The sequence below is a fragment of the Emticicia fontis genome (assembly GCF_054779675.1).
Map to the genome: position 1 here is coordinate 37,353 of NZ_BAAGXU010000006.1, position 21,762 is coordinate 59,114.

Consider the following 21,762-nt stretch of genomic DNA (forward strand, 5'->3'; position numbering starts at 1 on the left):
TCATTTGCTGCCCTCATTCAAAAAGGTATACACCGTAGCGTCTACCTTTTCGGTTTCCATTTTAGTGGCTGAAACTTTGCTACCTGTATTGATTTTCTTTTACTAAGCATCCCTTTCTTTTCTTGCATGGCAATAGTTGTTATTCAAGACTAGGCGTCCCCAACTAGGCGTTCCCAACTAGGCGTTTTCCTAAATTTCTGACTTATGCTTGTGCTTTCAAAATATTTAGACAGTTTTTGGGTATAATCATACTGTTGCGCTATCCTATGCATGTAAGAGTAAGGATGAGATTCTGCTTTACCAATTAATTTCCTTTCTCTGCATCAAAAAACCAACAGTAATCAACCAAATCAACCACAAAGTACTACCTATAAAGCCTGCTAAACTCCATACCGGAAAATCGGGCATTACCGTCGCAAATATCTCTGCTTGTGCCATCAGATAAATACCCGACGAAATATAACCTAACCAGATAATCCATTGAGGGAATAATTTCAATTTAGCAAAAGCCGTAGTCATCATTACCGTCCAGATAATTGTAAATAATTGCCCTAAATGTTCGCCTAAAATAACACCTCCGTATTGGTGAATGACTTGAAATACGATCTTGCTGGTTTCTTTTATGGCTTCGTTGCCATGCACATAATGGTCAGCTAAAAGGGGTACTACGAAGGTCCAGCGTAATAAGCCTACCATTTGTACAATTAACCCAACCACACCAATGGTTGTAGCCCAACGAACAAAAGAAAATTGTTTTTCAAGCTTTTGCCCCAGCATGACATAGGCGGGTAAAAACGGTAAGCCGATAATGGCGAAAGTAAACCATACCCAGATAAGGGTTGAGCCGCCTTCATGAAATCTGGTAAGTATAAGACCTGTATCCTCGCGCAGAATAGCCGGATAATCGAAGATAATACCTAAGATGGTATAAGGAATAAATAACGAGATTCCACCTGCAATGAGTAGTCTGCCAATGGTTTTTGTATTAGTAAAATTTTCCATGATGCCTGTGTTTTTTAAATTTTGAATCATTTTGATGAGGCAAAATTGGCAGGCTATCAAAGGATAATACTGGACAAATGTCCAAATCGGGAAATAATTAAAATGTCGCCCGGTTCGCGCCACAAGTATGTATATCATTATTTCTTCCCCTCCAATTCCTTCAACCTATTCTTAGGCTCTTCATTGTTCGGATTGGCAGCTACTGCTTTTTTATAGTATTCAATCGCTTCTTCTTTGCGTTTCAATATTGCGTAAGTTTTAGCAAGGCTGATTAGCACTAAATCCCGCTGAGGGAATTCTTTTGCATTGTTCTCAAAAATCAGAAGCGCATCATTGTAGCGTTTATCAGCAAATAGTTGATTACCGAGCTGATCCATCGCCAGCCAGTCTATATAATAATTGGCCGTATCTTTTTTATAAACCTGATAGGCTTTCACAGCCTCTGCTGTGCTTTTGGTGGCAATCACTGTTTCCATAGCTTTGTGCGCAGGTTGTTTCAATTGCACAGGCTTATTATACAATACCCGCATCAGGCTTTGAGTGATACCAAAGAAATGAGTAGGTGAACTATTACATAAAAATACCACCAGACTATTGGTAGAAGGAATACGAATCAGAAAGGAGAGAAAGCCTTCGGTCATGCCTAAATGATAATTAGCAAAAACACTATCTTTAGGCGTGTATCTGAATTGTTGATTAAACCAGCCAAAGCCATATCGCCAGGGACGAATACCAGGTTTAAACATCTCGTCAGTCAATTGCTGGTTAAGCAAGGTATTATTACTGATACCTAGATGCAGCTTAAAGAGGTCTTCAACGGTTGAATAAATATCTCCTGTTCCCATCGTATTCGATTGATCTCTGAAATCAGAACTGGTATAACCACCAATGATATAATCATAGCCGGTTGCTCTTTTGGGTATAATCTGGGTATGGTAATAAGAACCCGAACTATTCATTTGCAGCTTATCAAAAATATCTTCTTTCATCAACTGCGCATAGCTTTTGCCCGTAACCTTTTCCATAATATAGCCTAAAGTATAATAACCCCAACTGCTATAGTAATAACTACTACCGGGCTCAAAAACAAGCGTTGAGTCCATGTATAGCTTGATATAGTCTTCTCGCGTATAATTCTGACGACTGATTCTTGGGAAAAAATCTTTAATAATATCATAATTAGGGATACCAGAAGTATGGCTCAATAACTGGCGAATGGTAATCCGGCTACCATTTTTCTTCGAATATTCAGGCAAGTAATCAGCAATAGTTTTATTAAGATTGACCAGTCCCTTTTGTACCTGTATCAGCATGAGAATAGCCGTCAAAGGCTTTGATACCGAACCGATCATAAACTTAGTATCAACCGTATTCGGAATATCCCATTCGCGATTAGCCATGCCGAAAGCACCTTTATAAATTACTTTTCCGTTTTCTGCTACCAATACGCTTCCATCAAACATATTGAACTGATGATAAGCCTTCATGACTTCTTCCAGCTTTTGGGCTTTAGATTGGGCACGGATTGTTGTAATACTGAATACAAGTTGTAGAACGAGAATCAAATACTTTTTCATACAGTTTAGTTTGATTTGTGGCTTGAATTTCCGCACGTCGGACCGTCAGGTTCGCCGAAATGGTTAGATAAATATAACAAATAGTCTGCTATAGATTTTTATAAACACAAAAAAACAGAGCTACCAAAGCAGCTCTGTCTCGTATATTAAATCTATTCTGATTATTTATTAGCACTTAACAAATCATAGAATTGATTCAATTTTGGCATTAAGATGATACGGGTACGACGATTAGCAGTACGTCCTTCGGCTGTATCATTACTTGTTAACGCGTTAAATTCTCCACGTCCGGCTGCAATCAGTTTATTAGGATCTACCTTAAACTGACTTTGTAGCGTACGAACTACCGAAGTGGCACGTTTTACACTCAAATCCCAGTTATCAGATATACATTCGTTTTTAATAGAAACGTTATCAGTATAACCTTCAACCATTACTTCAAGTTCTGGTCTTGACTGGATAATCTGTGCAATTTTGCCTAACACCTCGTTAGCTCTTGAAGAAATTTTAAAGCTACCACTGCTGAATAACATTTTATCTGAAATGTTAATCATTACTACAGTTTTGTCAACTTTTACTTCAATATCTTTGTCATCAATACCATCTTTCAACACGCGGGTCAGATTAAATGCTAAAGCCAGATTCATTGAGTCAGCTTTAGTTCTTGCGGCGTGCAGACGATTGATGTACTGGTCTTTTTGCGCCATTTGCGTCAAGGTATTATCAATATTGCTATTGGCGGCTTTAGATAGCACTGTTAAATCACCCACTTGTTCTAACTGGCGGTCACGTACTTTTCTTAAGTCGTTCAACTGGTCTTTCATATCATTCAACTGTTGGTCACGTTGTTGAATCGTATTTTGTGCAGTTGAGATTTGTGCATCAGAACTCGTTTGTAATTTGGCCAGGCGGTCTTTGTAATCTTGTACTTCATCGCCGCATTTCACTAAGTTGGCTTGTACACGTTCGTGTTCAGTTTGAAGTGCTACATACTTCTTTTTTGCGACGCAGGAAGCCAGTGAAGTAACTGCAAAAAAGATTACCAGAGGTTTAACAAAAACTTTCATGAGATTGTGTGTTTTATTTAGTATGACATAAGTTTCGGCCGGTAGGAATATTGCGTTTATATTTTTCCTCAATGCCCGTTTTATGTGTTATAAGGCAAAAAAAGTATGCCATAGAATCCGTCAAATAGCCTTTATAAGATTGTAAATAAGTAATAAATCAGGATTTGTATATTATATAGGCAGGGTTTTATCAATAAAAATAGGTAATATAAAGCCTTAGATGAAAGCTGGTATAGTGTAGAATTTTTAGTGGAAAAAAATCCCCAATCCATAAAAACTATTTAAATTATAGCAATAAACGTAGATTAGAGGCTTAGTCTGTTTGTTTATAAAATCATTAATTCATCTCCAAAATGGTATTTTTTTGAGATAATGTTTTCTTTTAATAATTAATCATAATTTTGCTACAAAAATCAGAGTCATCAATTGAATAGTGATAGCAAAGATATAGCTCTATGGCAGGCGTTTAAGAGAGGAGACAGAGATGCCTTTGCAAAAATCTATAACCTTTTCATTGAAGACTTGCTTAGCTATGGTTATCGGGTAACTAACGACCGCCAGTTAATTCGTGATAGTATCCAGGATCTCTTCCTGCACCTATGGCATACCCGCGAAAACCTGACCGATACTGACTCCATCCGTTTCTATCTCTACGTATCTCTCCGCAACCGTATCCTCCGCAATATTGAAAAACACAACCATACTTCTATTGATACACAGGATTTATTTGAGAATATCATAGGCGTATTATCTGTAGAAGATGAACTCATTAGCACCGAGCAATACAGCGAGCAGATTATTCAATTGAAACGGGCTATTCAACAGCTACCCAAGCGCCAGCAGGAAATTATTCAGCTTCGGTATTATCACGATTTCAGTTTTGAAGAAATTGCCGAAATGATGCAGATTAATAACCAGTCTGTCCGTAATCTACTTCATCGGGCTATTACCGAATTGCGCCAGTATTTTACCCCATTTTTGCTACTGATACTTGCCTTCTTGATAAGTTTCAAAAAAAATTAAAAATAATTCAATTTTCATGAGTACAAAACCAACTATTCCTGATTTAGGGTATAGAAATAAAAACCTATGACTAAGAATTACGAAACATACACGCTTGAAGAGTTTATCACCGATGAAGATTTTATTCGTTGGGTAAAATACCCTACGGAAGAGTCGGAACAATTCTTTCAGGCATTGATTACCAATACGCCTTCCCAAGCTAAACGAATCCACACAGCCCGATTAGCGATTCAGCAATTAGCTATTGCCAGTAAACAAGAAGCCCCAACCACTGAAATACCCGTTATCTGGACAGATATTGAAGAGAATCTTGCACAAGGACAAACACCTCGCACAGGTCGTCAGGTCTCATGGAGATATTGGGCAGCAGCTGCCTCTATTATTCTGATACTCGGTGTGATTTTCTGGCTTAATAAAAATATTTGGGTAAAACCTACCAGTGTTTATACAGAACTAACCACCAGTAGTCAGAAACCTATTAAAGAAGTAGTGAACACATCTAAGAGCGTAATGCCTGTTAATATGCCTGACGGTAGTCAGGTAAAACTACAACCCAATAGTCGATTGAGTTATAATGAATCTTTCAGTGGTGAGTTGAGAGAGGTATATCTATCTGGCGAAGCTTTTTTTGATGTAAAGAAAAATGCCAAGATTCCTTTTGTGGTCTACGCCAACGGATTAGTTACCAAAGTATTAGGTACCAGCTTTTCTATAAAAGCCTATGAGCAGGATAAACAAGTGTCGGTTGATGTAAAAACTGGTAAGGTATCGGTTTATGCCCAGCAATCTAATGCAAATGCTGACCCTGAAACAAAAGGCGTAGTACTAACGCCTAATCAGCAAGTAATTTATAGTAAAGAGAACGAGCACTTGACACGTACGCTGGTAGCCAAACCCACGATACTATTAAATAATCAGCAATTACAGGGCTTTGCCTTTAAAAATGCACCTATCGACGAGATTTTCTCAGCCCTTGAAAAAGCTTATGGGGTAGAGATTATCTACGATAAAGAAGTAATGTTGAATTGCCGCCTGACAACCTCGCTGACTAATGAAACACTCTTTGAAAAACTGGATATTATCTGTGCGGCGTTGGATGCCACTTATAAGCTGATAGACGCGCAGGTAGTTATCACAAGTAACGGATGTAATTAAGTTCAACCCAAACACCTATACATTATTCATACTTATGATTAAAAAACATATCTGACTCCCTTAAATAAGAAAAACCGATAACGATTCCGGCGTTATCGGCTCTGTTTCCTCCTCAAAGTTTTCGAAGAACTGCACCCAGAATTCTGGGTGGGAGGGATTGTTTTTGCTCCTTATCTAACAAAAACTTAGTAAATTAAATGAAAAAAAGACAACAAATCAAAAAAAAACTACTGTACCTTATGAAACTATCGCTCCTACAATGTTGCATTGCGATGATTTTTACGGGTATTTCGTTGGCAAAAGATGCTGAAGCGCAGGAATTGCTCAACCGAAAGGTGAGTGTTCAGATTGAGAACCGCAACTTTGAAGACGCTATCTCAATTATAGAAAAGCAGGCCGATGTAAAATTTACATACCGATCTAAATTATTAGCTATACCGCAAAAAGTATCATTGAGCATTGTCAATCAATCGCTTTCGCAGGTATTAGATAAATTGTTGACTCCGCTCAAAATCAAATATAAAGTAGTAAATAACCAGATTATCCTGTCAAGGTTGCTCACCTTAGCCTTGCCCGAAACCTTGCCCAATACAATTGCTTACCCTCCCAACGAAATCAATACAGCCGATATAAATATAAAAGGTACCGTAAGTGATGAAAAGGGAGAGGGCTTGCCGGGGGTAAGTGTAACCGTAAAAGGCACCACACGCGGAACCATAACAGGGGTAAATGGAGAATATAGTATTTCGATTCCTGATACCAAAGCCATTCTGGTTTTCAGTTTTGTAGGCTATCAGGCACAGGAATTAGTAGTAGAAAATCAGAGTGTTTTAAATGTAACCCTACAAACAGATACCAGAGCATTGGAAGAGGTAGTGGTGGTAGGTTATGGCGTACAGAAAAAGAAAGATTTAACGGGCGCGGTATCGTCTATCAACTCAGATGTTTTTAAAGAACGCAAAGAAACACAGGTTTCACAGGCTTTGCAGGGAGCTATGTCAGGAGTTATGGTCAATCGTAATGCTTCTCTGGGCTCAATGGGAAGTGCAACGATTCAAATCAGAGGGATTACTACCATTGGCGACTCTAACCCTTTAGTGATTGTTGATGGTGTGCCTGTAAGTGATGTAAATCAGGTAAACCCGAATGATATTGATAATTTATCAGTACTGAAAGATGCTGCTTCGGCTTCTATCTATGGTTCTCGTGCGGCAGCAGGGGTTATTCTGATAACTACCAAAAGAGCCAAAACCGATCAGGCATCTTTCAGCTATAGCTACGAAAGAGGTTTTGATACCCCTACGCAATTGCCTGATTATATGGGCGCCGTACGCTACATGGAATTGCAAAACGAATTACGCTGGAATGATGCCGGCAATGGCACAAACAAGTTTCCGGCATTCAGCCAGGATTTATTGACAGATTATGCACAGAAACACGCAACCAATCCTGATAAATACCCGGATACCCGCTGGATGGATATGACATTGAAAAACATGGCGCAACGCGAAGCACATAGTGTGAGTGTGGTAGGTGGTTCTAAATTCGTCAAATCGAATGCTTCGGTTCGTTATGAAAAAATCGGGGGTTTCTACGATAACAAAAACTACGGTCGTGTTTTTGTGCGTTCCAACAACGATTTCACGATTAATAAAATCGTAGGCGGAACCGTTGACTTTAATTTCAAAAGAACCAATACCGTTGACCCTACGGCAACTGACCCACTGTACCGTTCCAGAATTGCTGCACCGATTTATCCTGCTCTTTGGGCTGATGGAAGAATTGCTGATGGTAAAGCCGGAGAAAATGTATATGCCAAAGTAAAATACGGCGGCACCGATGCTTATACTTATAATCAGGTAGGGGGACGTATCGCACTGGATTTAAAACCCATTGAAGGCTTAAAAATCTCAGGTATTCTGGCGCCTATTTTTGATTTTGTAAGCCAGAAAAAATTCAACAAAAAAGTAGATGTCTATGCCTCGGATAATCCTAATCAATATATCACTTCTCTAATTGGCGGAGGATTAACTACTCGTCTGGATGAAAACCGCACCAATAATTATAGCCTGACTACGCAATTTCTGGCTAATTATATGAAAACCTTTGGCAAGCATGATTTGACCGCCTTAGTAGGGTATGAAAATTATTATTACAAAAGCGAATCAATGGGTGCCTCGCGTGACCAGTATTTATTTGATACTTATCCCTACTTAGATCAGGGCCCGGCGGCTTACAGAGATAATTTCGGAACGGCTTTTGAAACGGCTTACCGTTCCTATTTTGCACGGGCAACCTATGATTTTCAGGGAAAATACCTGATTCAGGCCAATGTTCGCCGCGACGGTTCTTCTCGTTTTAATTCGGCTTATCGTTGGGGTACATTCCCTTCTGTTTCGGCAGGTTGGGTAGTGAGTGAAGAAGAGTTCTTCAAAAAACAAAACCTGGTTTCTTTCTTAAAACTCCGTGCTTCATGGGGTTCATTGGGTAATGAGCGTATCGGTAATTATCCATCGGTGGGTATCATGAATTTCTACAATGCTCTGTTTTACCAGAACAATGTGGTGGTTTCGCAACAAACAGCGGCACAGGTACAATATGCTATTAAAGATATTTCGTGGGAAAAAACATCCTCTGTTGATCTGGGTTTAGATGCCTATTTCCTGAAAAACAAACTTCGTTTTACTGCTGATGTTTATCGTAAAGAAACTAAAGATATGTTGCTAGCCTTGCAGATACCCATATTTGTAGGCTTCGATAATCCAAACCAGAATACAGGTATGATGACCACCAAGGGCATTGACCTTGATTTAGGCTGGACAAGCACCGTTGGCAAACTCAGATATTCAGCCTCTTTCAATCTTTCACAATTCAAATCAACCATGGGTGATTTAGGTGGAACCGAATTCATTGGTGATAAAATCAGGAAAAAAGGCAGCCAGTTTGATGAGTGGTATGGTTACGTAGCACAGGGTATTTACCAGACACAGGAAGACGTAAATAATTCGCCGAAACTGAGTAGCAATGTAAAAGTAGGCGATTTGAAATATAAAGACATCAGTGGCCCGAATGGTATACCTGATGGAAAAATCTCACCTGAATATGACCGCGTGCTTTTAGGTAATTCTCAACCACAATGGATATATGGCGGTAATTTCAGATTAGATTACAGCGGTTTTGATCTGGGCATTTCGGTTCAGGGTATTGGTTATCAACGTAGTTCATTATTGCCTTATACCGATTATAATGCTGAAAACTTCGGCGCTTTCCCTGTCTATCTCGATGGTAATACCTTTAGTATGAATAATACAGCCGAACAAAACCTGAATGCTAAATATCCACGATTGACCGAAACCAACAAATCATTGAATCGTGGTTTATCAGATTTCTGGTTGTTTAATGGGGGCTATTTCCGCTTGAAAAATGTGACATTGGGTTATACTTTGCCAAAGGATCTTACCAAAAGAATCCTGTCAAATAATATCCGTTTTTACGTAACCGGAAGCGATATTTTTTCAATCAACAAATATCCAAAAGGCTGGGATCCAGAAGGCTTAGGTATCGTATCAACTTACATTGGTGGATTTACTATTGGTTTCTAAAACAAACGACAACAAAATGAAAGTAAAAATATATAGTGCAGTGTTGAGCTTATTGTTATTAGCTTCCTGCCAGAATTCTCTCGATTTATATCCTTTGGCACAGCCATCGGCCGAAAAATGGTATTCTAATGAAACAGAAATCCAATTGGCACTAAATGACCTCTATCGCCTGGACTGGTGGCAATGGGATGAAGACAATACAAGTGTCAATTATATCTCAGACGATGGTTTTTATCGCCAGACCCTGACCCCGATTAAATCGGGAACAGTAACCAGTCAGTGGGATTTTTCAACAACTACCTGGCGTAATGGTTATAAAGCCATTGCCCGCGCCAATCGTGCGATTGTTGCCTTAAATAGTACTGAAACCAAAGCAAAAGTAAGTCAGGCAAAACTGGATGTGTATCTGGGTGAAGCACGTTTCCATCGTGCGGCGCAATATGCCAAGCTGGTAGATAGATTTGGTGATGTGGTGTATTCTGATGGCGTAGTAAGTATTGAAGATGCCTATAAAGTAGGCAGAACAGACAAGAAAACGGTCACTACAAAAATCTATGAAGATTTTGACTTTGCCATCGCTAACTTACCGGCATCTTATGCCACATCGGCCGTAAAACGAGTAACTAAAGGCGTGGCAATGGCACTGAAAGCCCGCTTTGCTTTATATCAGAAAGACTATGCTACCGCAGCCACCGCAGCAAAAGCCTGTATGGATTTGAATCAGTATAGCCTGCACCCTGATTATGCTAATTTATTCTTGCAAAGCACCAAGAACTCAAAAGAAGTTATTTTCTCTATTCCGCGTTCTTTAGAGCAAAAAGTTACCTTAGGGCCTACTTCTGATAAAATTACCAGAAACTCAGGTGGCTTTGCGGCTACCAATCCAACCTGGGATTTGTTCTGCGCTTACTTATGTACTGACGGTAAAACGATTGATAAATCTCCTTTATATGACCCTCGCAATCCTTTCAAAAACCGTGACCCGCGTTGCACGGCTTCTATCGTAGAGTTTGGTCAGGCACATTTAGGTTTTATTTATGACCCACACCCAAATGCGGTACAGGTATTACGTTTAAGCAGCAATTCATTGGTTACCAATAACGATAACCGTGTCAATGCCCAGTTTGCTTCTTTCAACGGCCTAGTATGGAAAAAAGGCATAGATGATTCATGGTTGGCTAATGGTCGTTTAATTGAGCCTGAGCAGATAATTATCCGCTATGCTGATATTCTTTTGATGTATGCCGAAGCGAAGATTGAACAGAACCAGATTGATGATTCGGTGTTGGATGCCATCAATAGCGTAAGAGCCAGAGCCTATAAAGTAGCCACAACTGCTACGACACTTTATCCGGCTGTTACTGAGAGAAACCAGACAGAATTGCGCAAGATATTGCGCATGGAAAGAAGAATGGAGTTGGCCATGGAAGGCTTGAGATATATGGATATTGTACGCTGGAGAATTGCCGGAAAAGTACTAAACCGCCCGATTTATGGCATGCTTGACCCGGTTGACTTGAAAGCCAAAGTAGTAGATAAAGGCTTATGGTTCTTTGCCGGAACACCTACTATTGATGAAGATGGTATCCCTGATTTTAGTGCTATGGCTGCTACCGGTCTTATCAAAAATCTGGTTCCTACCTCGTGGAACGACCGTCAGTACCTATGGCCGATTCCGACTGCTGAAATTCAGATTAATCCGAATATGAAACAAAACGAGGGTTATTAATTAACCCTCTTCAATTACCAAAATTTTATTACTAATGAAAAATTTTAAAGCGATTCTAGCAGTTGCTCTGCTATTGGTATGCCAAACCTTAAAGGCACAAATCAAAACTTCTTACCGACAGATAAGCGGTATCTATCCACACATGGCATACTACAACAACGAAGGTGAATGTGGTACAGGTGCTGTAGTACCCTGGGCAGGTAAACTCTGGGTGATTTCTTATGGGCAACATTTCCCGTTTGGTTCATCTGATAAACTCTATGAAATCAGCAATAATCTTGACCGTGTCGTTCGTCCGGAGAGTATCGGTGGTACGCCCGAAAACCGCATGATTCATAAAGAATCAAATCAGTTGTTTATCGGGCCGTATGCTATCTCAAGCACAGGCAATGTGCGTACCATTCCTTATACAAAAATGCCGGGCCGCCATACAGGCAATGCCCGCCATTTATTTGACCCTGCTAACAAGATTTATTATGCAACGATGGAAGAGGGTTTCTACGAAGTAGATGTACATACCCTTGAACCTAAGATGCTTTATAAAGATGGCAACGTTGACCGCAAAAAAGGTGAAATGGCACAGGAAGCACAACTATTGGTAGGTGCGCATGGCAAAGGGGTGTATTCTGGGCAAGGCGTAATGGTGTATTCAAATAACGGTGAAGCCAGCCAATTGGCTATGAAACAGTTTGATATTGAGTCAGGGCTGTTGGCTGAATGGAATGGTAAAGACTGGAAAAATGTGCGCCGCAATCAGTTTGTAGAAGTAACAGGCCCGGGTGGTATCTATGGAAACGCTAATCCTGAAACAGACCCTATCTGGTCGACAGGTTGGGACCATAAATCGATTTTTGTAAGTGTGCGTGATGGTGGCAAATGGACATTCTTCCGCCTGCCAAAAGCCAGCCATAGCTACGATGGTGCCCATGGCTTCAATACCGAATGGCCACGTATCAGAGACATTGGTACGGCTGAAAAACCAGATTATCTGATGACTATGCACGGTATGTTCTGGCGTTTCCCTAAAACCTTTACTTCTAAAAATACAGCAGGTATCCGTCCACGTTCGGCTTATCTGAAAGTAATCGGTGATTATAGCCGCTGGCAGAATATGTTGGTATTGGGTTGTGATGATTCGGCACAAAAAGAGTTTTTGAACAAGCGTGGAGCCAAAGGAAACATTGAAGGTCCGGGGCAATCAAACTCTAACTTATGGTTTACTTCAATCAATACACCTGATTTATTAGGGCCAAACACAGCGCAAGGCGCAGTCTGGTTGAATGAGAAAGTTGCAGCCAACACTGCGTCAGAACCTTTCCTTTTTGCAGGCTGGAAAAAACGCATGGCATGGATAAACAATGCCGGCAATGAAGATGTAACGTTTAGTATTGAAGTAGATGTAAATGGTACAAACTCTTGGAAATTGTTACGCTCAGTATCAGTAAAAGCAGGTCAATCAGCCTCAATTACTTTTGCGGCTACGGAAGTAGGAGAGTGGATTCGTGTAAAAACGGATAAAGCAACTACTGCCACTGTTAACTTCAACTATACAGATGATAGCCGTTATGTAGCTGCGATGGATAAAATGTTTACGGGCTTAACTCCTGCCAATAGCAATAACTATAAAGGCGGACTTTTGTATGGCTTAGGTAATAACCGCCGTAAAATGGGAGTGTTGGCAGAAGATTTCTCTAATGGCAAATTCACCGAAACAGGCTATTATGAATTAGATAGTTTAATGAATCTGGTGAAGAAAGACGATGCTCAAACGGCTCAGTTTGTTCGTGAGAAATTTGCTGTTCCAAGCAATATCCTGACCATTGATGAGGCTTCTGTTTTAATCACAGACGATGCCGGAAGAAGATGGAGATTACCAAAAGGTAACGATGCCCTGACAGCTAAGACCAATAGCGCTTCGTTAAGAATTTGTAGAGAAGTAGCTACCGAGCGTGATTTAATGAATGCCCACGGTACTTTCTATGAATTGCCTGCTGAAAACGCAGACGGCTATGCCAAAATCAGACCGGTAGCCTCACACGCATTGGCTATTCATGATTATGCTTCTTATCGTGGATTATTAATTATGACAGGCTTAAATAACCAGACCGCTGCCAGCGAACATATCATTACCTCAGCAGACGGCAAAGCCAAAATATGGGCAGGAACCATTGATGATCTTTGGAAACTAGGCAAACCAGTGGGACAAGGCGGCCCGTGGAAAGATACACAAGTAACAGCTAATACCGCATCAGACCCATATCTGATTGGATTTTATGACAAAAAGAGCTTAAAAATCTCTCACAAATCAAACCAGCCTGTCACATTCAGAATTGAAGTGGAACCTATTGGTCATGGTCCTTGGATGTTGTATAAAGAAGTAACGGTTAAGCCTAATGAAACATTTGAGCACACATTCTCAGATTCATTCCAGGCGCGTTGGATTCGTTTCGCAACAGACAAAGATTGCCAGGCTACTACTTGGTTGACGTATAAGTAATTTAGTGATTGTGTGATTTAGTGAATGAGTAATTATATAAGCTGATAACCATTTATTCATTCATCAAAACCCTCTGTAAGCATTTAGAATTGTTGTTTAATAAATAGTTTTGTTTTAAATCCCCGAAAAGTTTTTCGGGGATTTTTTGCTTTTTCCCTTTTACATTTCTCGGTTTTACATTTTTAATTTTTCTGTTTAAATAGTTTTCTATTTTTGCATACCATGGAAAAACGAAACACATCAAAAATTCCTTTACTAGACCCTTCAGAGTTCGATGATTATATCTTCGCCGACTGGAAGCCTACCATATCGGGTTTTTATGATAAGTTTCATATTGCGCGGGTAGAAACCTACAAAGACCACTTACGTATTCCTATGCAGCCGCATCGCCGTTCGGTTTATTTCTTTGTGTTCATTACCAAGGGCTCGGTCATCAGAAGCAAAGGTCTTTCCTTATATGAGATAAAATCCAATAATTTCTTCTGTTTACCTTCCAATGTCATTACTTCAATAGAAAAAGCGGATGCAGATGCCGAAGGGTTTTATTGCCATTTTTCGCCAGATATTTTCAATCAATCATTTATTAAGATTGATATTGATAGAGATTTGCCATTTTTTCAATTTACAGACGAACCCCTGATTTATGTACAGGAGTCTGAACGTATTGTCAGAATTCTGGAAATCCTTGAGAAGGAATATCAGGCAGGCGACAATAAAAGGTTTGAAATGATTCCTATATACCTGATGTCTCTTTTTTTGGAAATAAAGCATCTGGCGCAGCCTGCCTCTCAGAATACCAAAAATGCGGCTACATTTATTACCCAGCGTTACAAAAATGCCCTTTCAGAATTTATCTATGAGAAAAAATCGGTACAGGAGTTTTCTGAATACCTGGCTATTTCTCCCAATCATCTGCATAAGTGTGTAAAAGCTACTATCGGCAAATCAGCGCACGAGCTATTGGAAGATATGCGTATTCTGGAAGCCAAAGTACTATTGAAACAAACGTCGATGAGCATTGGTGAAATCGCTTTTAAACTCGGTAGGTTCGATCCCAGCGATTTCAGCCGTTTCTTCAAATCCAAAACAAATCTTACTCCCCGCCAATATCGCCAGTTAGAAAATTGATTGATTTTGCATAGTATCAGTGAGTTATTGCCTATAATTTACACACCTTATTTATTCAAATTTGTATGGTAAAATTCCTATATAAAATTGTATAAATAATAGATATTGTGTATAAGGAAATCTTTCATTCTTTTTTGCCCCAAACATTACAAGTAGAGATTCAAGGCGAAATCTTAATGGTAGGTTTAAACCGACCTGAAAAGCGGAATGCTTTCAATGACGAACTGATTCTTGGCATCGAAAAAATATTTGAAAATCTACCTCCATCCATCCGTTGCGTAGTTATTTACGGCATCGGTGACCACTTCTCTGCAGGGCTTGATTTATCAGAATTAAAAGAACGAAACGCTGTTCAGGGTATCCATCATTCCCGTATGTGGCATCGGGCCTTAGAGAAAGTGCAGTTTGGTACTGCGCCCGTTGTTGCTGTATTGCACGGGGCCGTAGTAGGAGGGGGATTAGAATTAGCGGCTGCTTGTCATATCCGGGTATCAGAACCAAGTACCTTCTATGCATTACCGGAAGGACAACGGGGAATTTTTGTGGGCGGTGGTGCCTCAGTCAGATTACCCAAATTGATTGGTGTAGCCCGCATGACAGATATGATGATGACAGGCAGGGTTTATAAAGCCGAAGAGGGAGAACGGATTGGGTTAGCACAATACCTGGTGGCGGCAGGAGAAGGATTAGCCAAAGGCAAAGAATTAGCCCAGAAAATAGCTAAAAATGCCGAAATGACGAATTATGCCCTGATGCACGTCTTGCCACGAATAGCAGATTCGTCGCAAACCGAGGGCTTAATGCTCGAAAGCTTGATGGCTGCCATTGCCCAAAGCTCACCCGAAGCCAAGCAACGTTTGAATGATTTTCTGGAGGGAAGAGCAAAAAAAGTAGGCGAATGATGCAGGCAAATTATAAAAATATTGCTTTTGGCCCAACCCGTACACATAAACTGGTACGGGAAGATGGAATTATCCATTTTCGTCTGCAACAAGACTTAGCATCTACACCCGAGAAACTGACACAAAAATTAGTTGATTGGGCAGCAACCACACCTGATAAAACTTTTCTGGCGCGCAGAGATAAAACAGGAAAATGGCAGACTTTATCGTATGCCGAAACATTCAGCCAAATACAATCCATTGCCCAATACCTGCTGAACCTGAATTTTACGAGTGAAGAAACAATTGTTATCCTTTCAGAGAATAGTCTTGAACATGCTTTATTGGCATTAGCTGCTATTCATATTGGCATTCCCTATTCGCCCATATCTCCCCCTTATTCTTTGATTTCGCAGGATTTTGGGAAATTAAAGCATTGCCTGGAATTAATGACGCCCAAAGTCATTTTCGCACAAAATGGCACGCAATATCAAAAGGCACTTGAATTAGCTGGAAACTTATTTCCAAATGCTGAAATTATCACAGTTTATGGCGGCAATGGAATTGATTTTGCCCATTTACTGGCTACAAAACCAACACCAGAAGTAGAAGAGGCTTTTGCCAAAGTAGGTAGCGATACGGTAGCCAAAGTACTTTTTACTTCTGGCTCTACGGGTTTGCCAAAAGGCGTAATTAACACCCAGCAAATGTGGTGCACCAATCTGCAACAGATTACACAGGTTTTCCCGTTTATGTCGGCTACACCACCTGTGTTTATCGATTGGCTCCCTTGGAATCATACGTTTGGTGGGAATCATAATTTCGGATTAGCACTCTATAATGGAGGCACACTCTATATTGATGATGGAAAACCAACACCACAAGGCATTGAAACAACCATTCAAAACCTAAGAGAAATAGCGCCAACAGCTTATTTCAATGTACCTAAAGGCTTTGAAATGCTGATTCCTTATCTTGAAAAAGAACCGGATTTACGGCAGAATTTCTTCAAAAACCTGAATATGCTTTTTTATGCAGGTGCAAGTCTGGCACAACCGGTCTGGAATCGATTAGAGGAATTGGCCATAGAAACGATTGGTGAGCGCATCCCTATCATTACTGGCTTAGGCTGTACAGAGTCTGGTCCATCGGCTATGTTTGCTAATTGGGGCGGTGCTTTCTCAGGACTTTTAGGTGTGCCAGTTGCCGGAATGGACGTAAAAATTGTCCCTGATGGCGATAAACTGGAAGCACGCTACAAAGCACCGAATGTAATGAAAGGCTACTGGCGAAATGAGGAAGCTACCCTAAAAGCATTTGATGAAGAAGGCTATTATAAGACCGGCGATGCCGTGAAGTTTTTGGATGAAAATTATCCCGATAAAGGTCTGGTATTCGATGGGCGAATAGCTGAGGATTTTAAACTATCAACAGGAACCTGGGTAAATGTAGGCGTGCTGAAAGCCAAGTTGATTTCAGCCGGTTCACCTATTGTGCAGGATGTAGTATTGGCGGGTTTAGATAAAGAATATGTGAGTGCCATTCTGTTTTTGAATGCAGAGGCTTGTAGAAAATATGCTGATTTATCAGCTGAAATGCATAACCGGGAAGTTTTTCAGCATGAAATTGTATCAGACTATCTAAGTAAATTCCTGAGCAGATTTAATCAATCGGCTACGGGTAGTGCCAATCGGGTAGAGAAAATTGTAATAGCCTTAGACCCTCCCTCCATTGATCTGGGAGAAATAACCGATAAGGGCTCGTTGAATCAGCGCATTGTGCTGAAGCATCGGGCGCACTTGGTAGAACAATTGTATCAGTAAATATTCAACATTCAATAAAACATTATACTAATGAACCCTCCTTTCAGAGCCGACCATGTGGGTAGTTTATTGCGGACTCCTGCCGTTAAAGAAAATCGCTTAAAGTGGAAAAAAGGTGAGATTTCTGCCGAAGAACTACGAGCCATTGAAGATGATGCTATTCTGGAAACCGTAAAGAAACTGGAATCAACAGGCATGAAATCAATCACTGATGGTGAGTTTCGTCGTGATTATTTCCACCTCGATTTCCTGAAAGAATTAGCGGGTGTTTCAGTAACAGGAGGAATAGAAGCGAACCCGAATGCGAAAGTAGCAGAAGATGGTTTCAAACCTCCGGTATTAAGCGTAACAGGTAAATTGAAACACGTAAAAGATATTCAGGTTGATGATTTTAATTATTTGAAATCAATTGTTACACAAACGCCGAAAGTAACTATTCCCTCACCAACCATGATTCATTTCAGAGGTGGCAGAAAATCAATAGACATTAATTCTTATCCTGATATGGACGAATTCTTTCATGATTTAGCCACTGCTTATCGCGAAGAAATCGACCATTTATACAAAGCAGGTTTACGCTATCTACAATTAGATGATACGAATCTGGCTTATCTATGCGACCCAAAAATGCGCGTCGCCGCTGCCGAACGAGGAGAAGACCCGAATGCATTACCAAGAACTTATGCGGCTTTGATTAATTCGGTCATTGATGGTCGCCCCAAAGATTTAACCATAGGCATACACCTTTGTCGTGGCAACTACCGAAGCACCTGGTTTGCCGAAGGTGGCTATGAACCAGTAGCTGAAATTCTTTTCAACGAAATCAATGTAAATGCCTATTTTCTGGAGTATGACGATGAACGCAGTGGAGATTTTGCGCCTTTACGTTTTGTTCCTAAAAACAAAAATGTAGTTTTAGGTATTGTTTCGTCCAAGCACAAAGAATTAGAAAACATCGATGATTTATGCAAACGCATTGACGAGGCTGCCCAATATATGCCGTTAGAAAATATGTGCGTGAGTCCGCAATGTGGTTTTTCATCTACTCATCACGGCAACGACATGACCCAAGACGACCAATGGCGCAAGATTGAATTAGTAGTAAATACGGCCATTAAGGTTTGGGGGGAGTCTTGAGCATAGGGATAAGGGCAGAGGGCATGGAGCTTGTGGTATAGGGAAGAATTTATCATTTTTATATAATCAGTATTATCCAACCAATTCTCATGAAAAAAATCATGCTACTCATGCTCATTTCTACGTTTGGGTGGGCGCAATCGAAAGAAATGGATGCAGAAAAGACAGCTATTTCTTCATCTAAGTATTGGTTGGATATTGATTATGTGGGTGATAAAGTGATAGGGCATAAACTGGATATTCACTTGCCCAAAAATGGGAAGGCTCCTTATCCTGTCATTATTGCTATTTATGGCAGTGCCTGGTTTTCGAATGCATCGAAAGAAGAGGTATTTAAAGAAGGCCTGGGGCAGAAATTGCTGGAGAGTGGCTTTGCCGTAGTCAATGTCAATCATCGGTCGAGTGGTGATGCCCAATTTCCTGCACAGATTCAGGACATAAAAGCGGCGATTCGTTTCGTCAAAGCCAATGCGCAAAAATTCTCCTTAGATAATACTTTTATTGGAGTAACAGGCTGGTCGTCAGGCGGGCATCTGACTGCTTTAACAGGTACAACCAATGCCATTAAAACAGAAATCATTGGTGGGCTTGGCGTTGATATTGAAGGAGGTCTGGGCAAGCATACCGACCAGAGTAGCCGTGTAAATGCCATTGTAGATTGGTTTGGTCCGACTGATTTTTTAATTATGGATCAATGCGGTAGTTCGTTTTCACACAACGACGCTAAATCGCCTGAATCTTCTCTGATTGGTGGAGCAATTCAGGAAAACCCCGCCAAGGTTGCCTTAGCAAACCCTATCTCTTATGTCGGTAAAGATAATCCTCCATTTCTGATTTTTCATGGAGATAAAGACCCCTTGGTGCCTGATTGCCAGAGCAAAAAACTCTACGAAAAACTTCAAAAAGAGGGTGTGTCAAGCGAACTGGTCATTGTGGCAGGAGGCGGACACGGGCCGGGTGTGATGATTGATAAATACTATAACCAGATGATAGCCTTTTTTGAAAAGGAAATGAAGAAAGCAAAGAAATAATCGAACGCTTAACCTCAGTTTACTATGAAAAATATCATTTTTCTGATTCTTTTTACAAGCATTTCAGCTTTAGGCCAAAACATTGTCAGAATTGACTCAGGTAATATTAATGGCGCTCGTTATAGAATTCTTTTTCCGCCTAACTGGAAGTGGAAACTGGTGATGTATGCGCATGGCTACGAATTTAATGGTAGCCCATTACAGAGTCAGAGTCCTCAGTTTCTTAAAGCGATGAGTCCATTCTTAGACAGAGGTTTTGCAGTGGCGGCCTCTGATTATCAGTTTCAGGGATTAGCTCTGGCGCAGGGAGTAGATGATACAGAAGATTTGCGTAAATATTTCTTTTATAAATACGGCAAGCCAGATTCTACTTTTATGGTAGGAGGCTCGATGGGTGGAGGGGTCACTCTGGCTATTATGGAAAACTTCGATGCCAATTATCAGGGAGCATTACCGCTTTGTCCGCTTTCAAGTAGAATCTATCTGCAATGCCGCAAAGAGTTTGATATGTATGCCACTTTCAACGGTTTATTTCCGGGTGTGGTTGGTTCTTTAAGTACTATTTTTGATTTGAAAAACCCATACCAAGCGCAGGATTCAAGAAAAATGATGGCAAAGGCAATGGAAATCAAAAAAGCCATTATGGCAAAAGATTCTGTTTTAGCATTAGCCTTTGCCAAACGTTTCGATTTAAAATTAGACGATTTGCCTTTCTCACTATTCTTCAATGAAAATGTACTGAGAGACATTGCCCAGAAAGCAGGAGGAAACCCATTTGATAATACCAATACCGTTTATTCGGGTTTCCCCGATAATCTTCTGGTTAACCAGAAAGCCGAGCGTCTGCCAGCAACAGTCAATCCTGACGTGATTTTTAGTAAATACGATCGTTCGGGAAATATCAATAAACCTGTATTGTTGATGCATACCATTTACGACCAGTTGATACCGCCTACTTATGGGGTGGTCAATTTTGAAAACATGGTTCATCAAAAAGGTAAAGACCCCTATTTCACAGTGAAGTATACGAATGGGCAGGGACATTGTGTCTTTTCCCCCCAACAAATAGCCCTAGCCTTTGATGAGTTAAGAAACTGGACAAAAACCGGAGTAAAGCCTAAAGCTGGTTTTATGGAGTAGGTGATTATTCTTACCACGGAGTAGCACGAAGTTTTTTGAGAATATCGGATTTTAAGATTTCATATAGAATGATTGACATTAACAAAATAGTAGCCATAGATGTACATACCCATGCCGAGGTTTCTTGTCAGCAGCCGCATGACGATTATCGGTCTGAGTTTGATGTGGCATTTTCCAAATATTTTAAATCTGATAAACGCCCGACAATTCAGGAAACAGCCGATTATTATCGGGAATTGAATATGGCTTTTGTGATGTTCACGGTCGATTCCGAGTTTAATGTAGGCAAGCGCAGAATACCTAATAAGGAAGTAGCAGAAGGCGCATTGAAAAACGATGATGTGATGATAGCTTTTGCCAGTATCGACCCGCATAAGGGACGTATGGGCGCCAGAGAAGCGCGCGATTTGATTGAAAATTATGGAGTAAAAGGCTTTAAGTTCCATCCGACGGTGCAGGGTTTTTATCCACAAGATAAAATGGCCTATCATTTATATGAAGTCATTGCCGAATATAAACTGCCGATGCTTTTTCATTCAGGCCATTCGGGTTTTGGGAGTGGCGTGCGGGGCGGTGGTGGCCTGCGTCTGGAATATTCAAACCCGATGCATCTGGATGATGTAGCCATTGATTTTCCCGATTGCCCGATTATCATTGCACACCCAAGCTGGCCCTGGCAAGATGAAGCCCTTTCGGTAGCTATGCATAAACCCAATGTCTATATTGATTTAAGTGGCTGGTCGCCTAAATACTTTCCGAAACAATTGGTACAATATGCCAATACCTTACTAAAAGACCGGATGCTCTTCGGAACAGACTTCCCACTGATTACCCCTGAGCGATGGATAAAAGATTTTGATGAAGCAGGTTTTAAACCGGAGGTAAAACCATTAATTTTAAAAGAAAATGCAATCCGACTATTAGGCTTGCAGTAAAATGTCTATTTGATACCCTAATGATTATTCATCTC

At 40.5% G+C, this 21,762-nt stretch carries 15 protein-coding genes; 12 read left to right on the forward strand and 3 right to left on the reverse strand.

Translation table 11 applies throughout. The annotated features are described in order from the left end of the window. Positions 1–297: 297 nt before the first annotated feature. From ACYVFA_RS04575 to ACYVFA_RS04585, 3 genes are all read right to left on the reverse strand, one after another. Positions 298–1,002 (reverse strand): DUF4386 domain-containing protein, encoded by a 705-nt coding sequence (locus ACYVFA_RS04575; protein ID WP_460470623.1) that lies wholly within the window; start codon positions 1,000–1,002, stop codon positions 298–300. 137 nt (positions 1,003–1,139) lie between these two features. Beyond that, on the reverse strand, positions 1,140–2,579 hold the full coding sequence (locus ACYVFA_RS04580) for a serine hydrolase (protein WP_460470624.1): 1,440 nt from the start codon (positions 2,577–2,579) through the stop codon (positions 1,140–1,142). Positions 2,580–2,740: 161 nt separating this feature from the next. Next, positions 2,741–3,646 (reverse strand): OmpA/MotB family protein, encoded by a 906-nt coding sequence (locus tag ACYVFA_RS04585; protein ID WP_460470625.1) that lies wholly within the window; start codon positions 3,644–3,646, stop codon positions 2,741–2,743. A gap of 426 nt (positions 3,647–4,072) precedes the next feature. On the opposite strand from ACYVFA_RS04585, the gene ACYVFA_RS04590 reads away from it, so the two are divergent. The 12 genes from ACYVFA_RS04590 (at position 4,073) to ACYVFA_RS04645 (ending at position 21,727) form a co-directional block, all read left to right on the forward strand. Continuing rightward, positions 4,073–4,669 carry an RNA polymerase sigma factor gene (locus ACYVFA_RS04590; protein ID WP_460470626.1) on the forward strand — a complete coding sequence of 199 codons (597 nt, stop codon included), beginning with the start codon at positions 4,073–4,075 and terminating at the stop codon, positions 4,667–4,669. Between the two features lie 66 nt (positions 4,670–4,735). After that, entirely contained in the window at positions 4,736–5,824 is a 1,089-nt protein-coding gene (locus tag ACYVFA_RS04595) for a FecR family protein (protein ID WP_460470627.1), read from the forward strand. Between the two features lie 239 nt (positions 5,825–6,063). Then, positions 6,064–9,426 (forward strand): TonB-dependent receptor, encoded by a 3,363-nt coding sequence (locus tag ACYVFA_RS04600; protein WP_460470628.1) that lies wholly within the window; start codon positions 6,064–6,066, stop codon positions 9,424–9,426. A gap of 16 nt (positions 9,427–9,442) precedes the next feature. After that, complete coding sequence (locus ACYVFA_RS04605; RefSeq protein ID WP_460470629.1) at positions 9,443–11,155, forward strand: RagB/SusD family nutrient uptake outer membrane protein; 1,713 nt, start codon at positions 9,443–9,445, stop codon at positions 11,153–11,155. A 34-nt stretch (positions 11,156–11,189) separates the two neighbouring features. Continuing rightward, positions 11,190–13,652: a hypothetical protein gene (locus tag ACYVFA_RS04610; RefSeq protein ID WP_460470630.1), complete on the forward strand. Its 2,463-nt coding sequence runs from the start codon at positions 11,190–11,192 to the stop codon at positions 13,650–13,652. 222 nt (positions 13,653–13,874) lie between these two features. Further along, complete coding sequence (locus ACYVFA_RS04615; protein ID WP_460470631.1) at positions 13,875–14,780, forward strand: helix-turn-helix domain-containing protein; 906 nt, start codon at positions 13,875–13,877, stop codon at positions 14,778–14,780. A gap of 107 nt (positions 14,781–14,887) precedes the next feature. Further along, positions 14,888–15,682 (forward strand): crotonase/enoyl-CoA hydratase family protein, encoded by a 795-nt coding sequence (locus ACYVFA_RS04620; RefSeq protein WP_460470632.1) that lies wholly within the window; start codon positions 14,888–14,890, stop codon positions 15,680–15,682. Continuing rightward, positions 15,682–17,484 carry a feruloyl-CoA synthase gene (locus ACYVFA_RS04625; RefSeq protein ID WP_460470766.1) on the forward strand — a complete coding sequence of 601 codons (1,803 nt, stop codon included), beginning with the start codon at positions 15,682–15,684 and terminating at the stop codon, positions 17,482–17,484. Before ACYVFA_RS04620 ends, ACYVFA_RS04625 begins: the two co-directional genes overlap by 1 nt. Before the next feature lie 30 nt (positions 17,485–17,514). Beyond that, entirely contained in the window at positions 17,515–18,621 is a 1,107-nt protein-coding gene (locus ACYVFA_RS04630) for a uroporphyrinogen decarboxylase/cobalamine-independent methonine synthase family protein (protein WP_460470633.1), read from the forward strand. A gap of 89 nt (positions 18,622–18,710) precedes the next feature. Then, a complete protein-coding gene (locus ACYVFA_RS04635; protein ID WP_460470634.1) occupies positions 18,711–19,652 on the forward strand; it encodes a prolyl oligopeptidase family serine peptidase in 942 nt (313 codons plus the stop codon). A gap of 24 nt (positions 19,653–19,676) precedes the next feature. Then, complete coding sequence (locus ACYVFA_RS04640; RefSeq protein ID WP_460470635.1) at positions 19,677–20,792, forward strand: alpha/beta hydrolase; 1,116 nt, start codon at positions 19,677–19,679, stop codon at positions 20,790–20,792. Positions 20,793–20,860: 68 nt separating this feature from the next. Next, positions 20,861–21,727 (forward strand): amidohydrolase family protein, encoded by an 867-nt coding sequence (locus tag ACYVFA_RS04645; RefSeq protein WP_460470636.1) that lies wholly within the window; start codon positions 20,861–20,863, stop codon positions 21,725–21,727. The last annotated feature ends 35 nt before the right edge of the window (positions 21,728–21,762 follow it).

Coding starts and splice junctions, on each gene's coding strand:
- ACYVFA_RS04635 (WP_460470634.1), top strand. CDS start 18,711: ATGAAAAAAATCATGCTACTCATGCTCATTTCTACGTTTGGGTGGGCG.
- ACYVFA_RS04580 (WP_460470624.1), bottom strand. CDS start 2,579: ATGAAAAAGTATTTGATTCTCGTTCTACAACTTGTATTCAGTATTACA.
- ACYVFA_RS04600 (WP_460470628.1), top strand. CDS start 6,064: ATGAAACTATCGCTCCTACAATGTTGCATTGCGATGATTTTTACGGGT.
- ACYVFA_RS04595 (WP_460470627.1), top strand. CDS start 4,736: ATGACTAAGAATTACGAAACATACACGCTTGAAGAGTTTATCACCGAT.
- ACYVFA_RS04575 (WP_460470623.1), bottom strand. CDS start 1,002: ATGGAAAATTTTACTAATACAAAAACCATTGGCAGACTACTCATTGCA.
- ACYVFA_RS04605 (WP_460470629.1), top strand. CDS start 9,443: ATGAAAGTAAAAATATATAGTGCAGTGTTGAGCTTATTGTTATTAGCT.
- ACYVFA_RS04585 (WP_460470625.1), bottom strand. CDS start 3,646: ATGAAAGTTTTTGTTAAACCTCTGGTAATCTTTTTTGCAGTTACTTCA.
- ACYVFA_RS04640 (WP_460470635.1), top strand. CDS start 19,677: ATGAAAAATATCATTTTTCTGATTCTTTTTACAAGCATTTCAGCTTTA.
- ACYVFA_RS04645 (WP_460470636.1), top strand. CDS start 20,861: ATGATTGACATTAACAAAATAGTAGCCATAGATGTACATACCCATGCC.
- ACYVFA_RS04625 (WP_460470766.1), top strand. CDS start 15,682: ATGCAGGCAAATTATAAAAATATTGCTTTTGGCCCAACCCGTACACAT.
- ACYVFA_RS04610 (WP_460470630.1), top strand. CDS start 11,190: ATGAAAAATTTTAAAGCGATTCTAGCAGTTGCTCTGCTATTGGTATGC.
- ACYVFA_RS04630 (WP_460470633.1), top strand. CDS start 17,515: ATGAACCCTCCTTTCAGAGCCGACCATGTGGGTAGTTTATTGCGGACT.
- ACYVFA_RS04615 (WP_460470631.1), top strand. CDS start 13,875: ATGGAAAAACGAAACACATCAAAAATTCCTTTACTAGACCCTTCAGAG.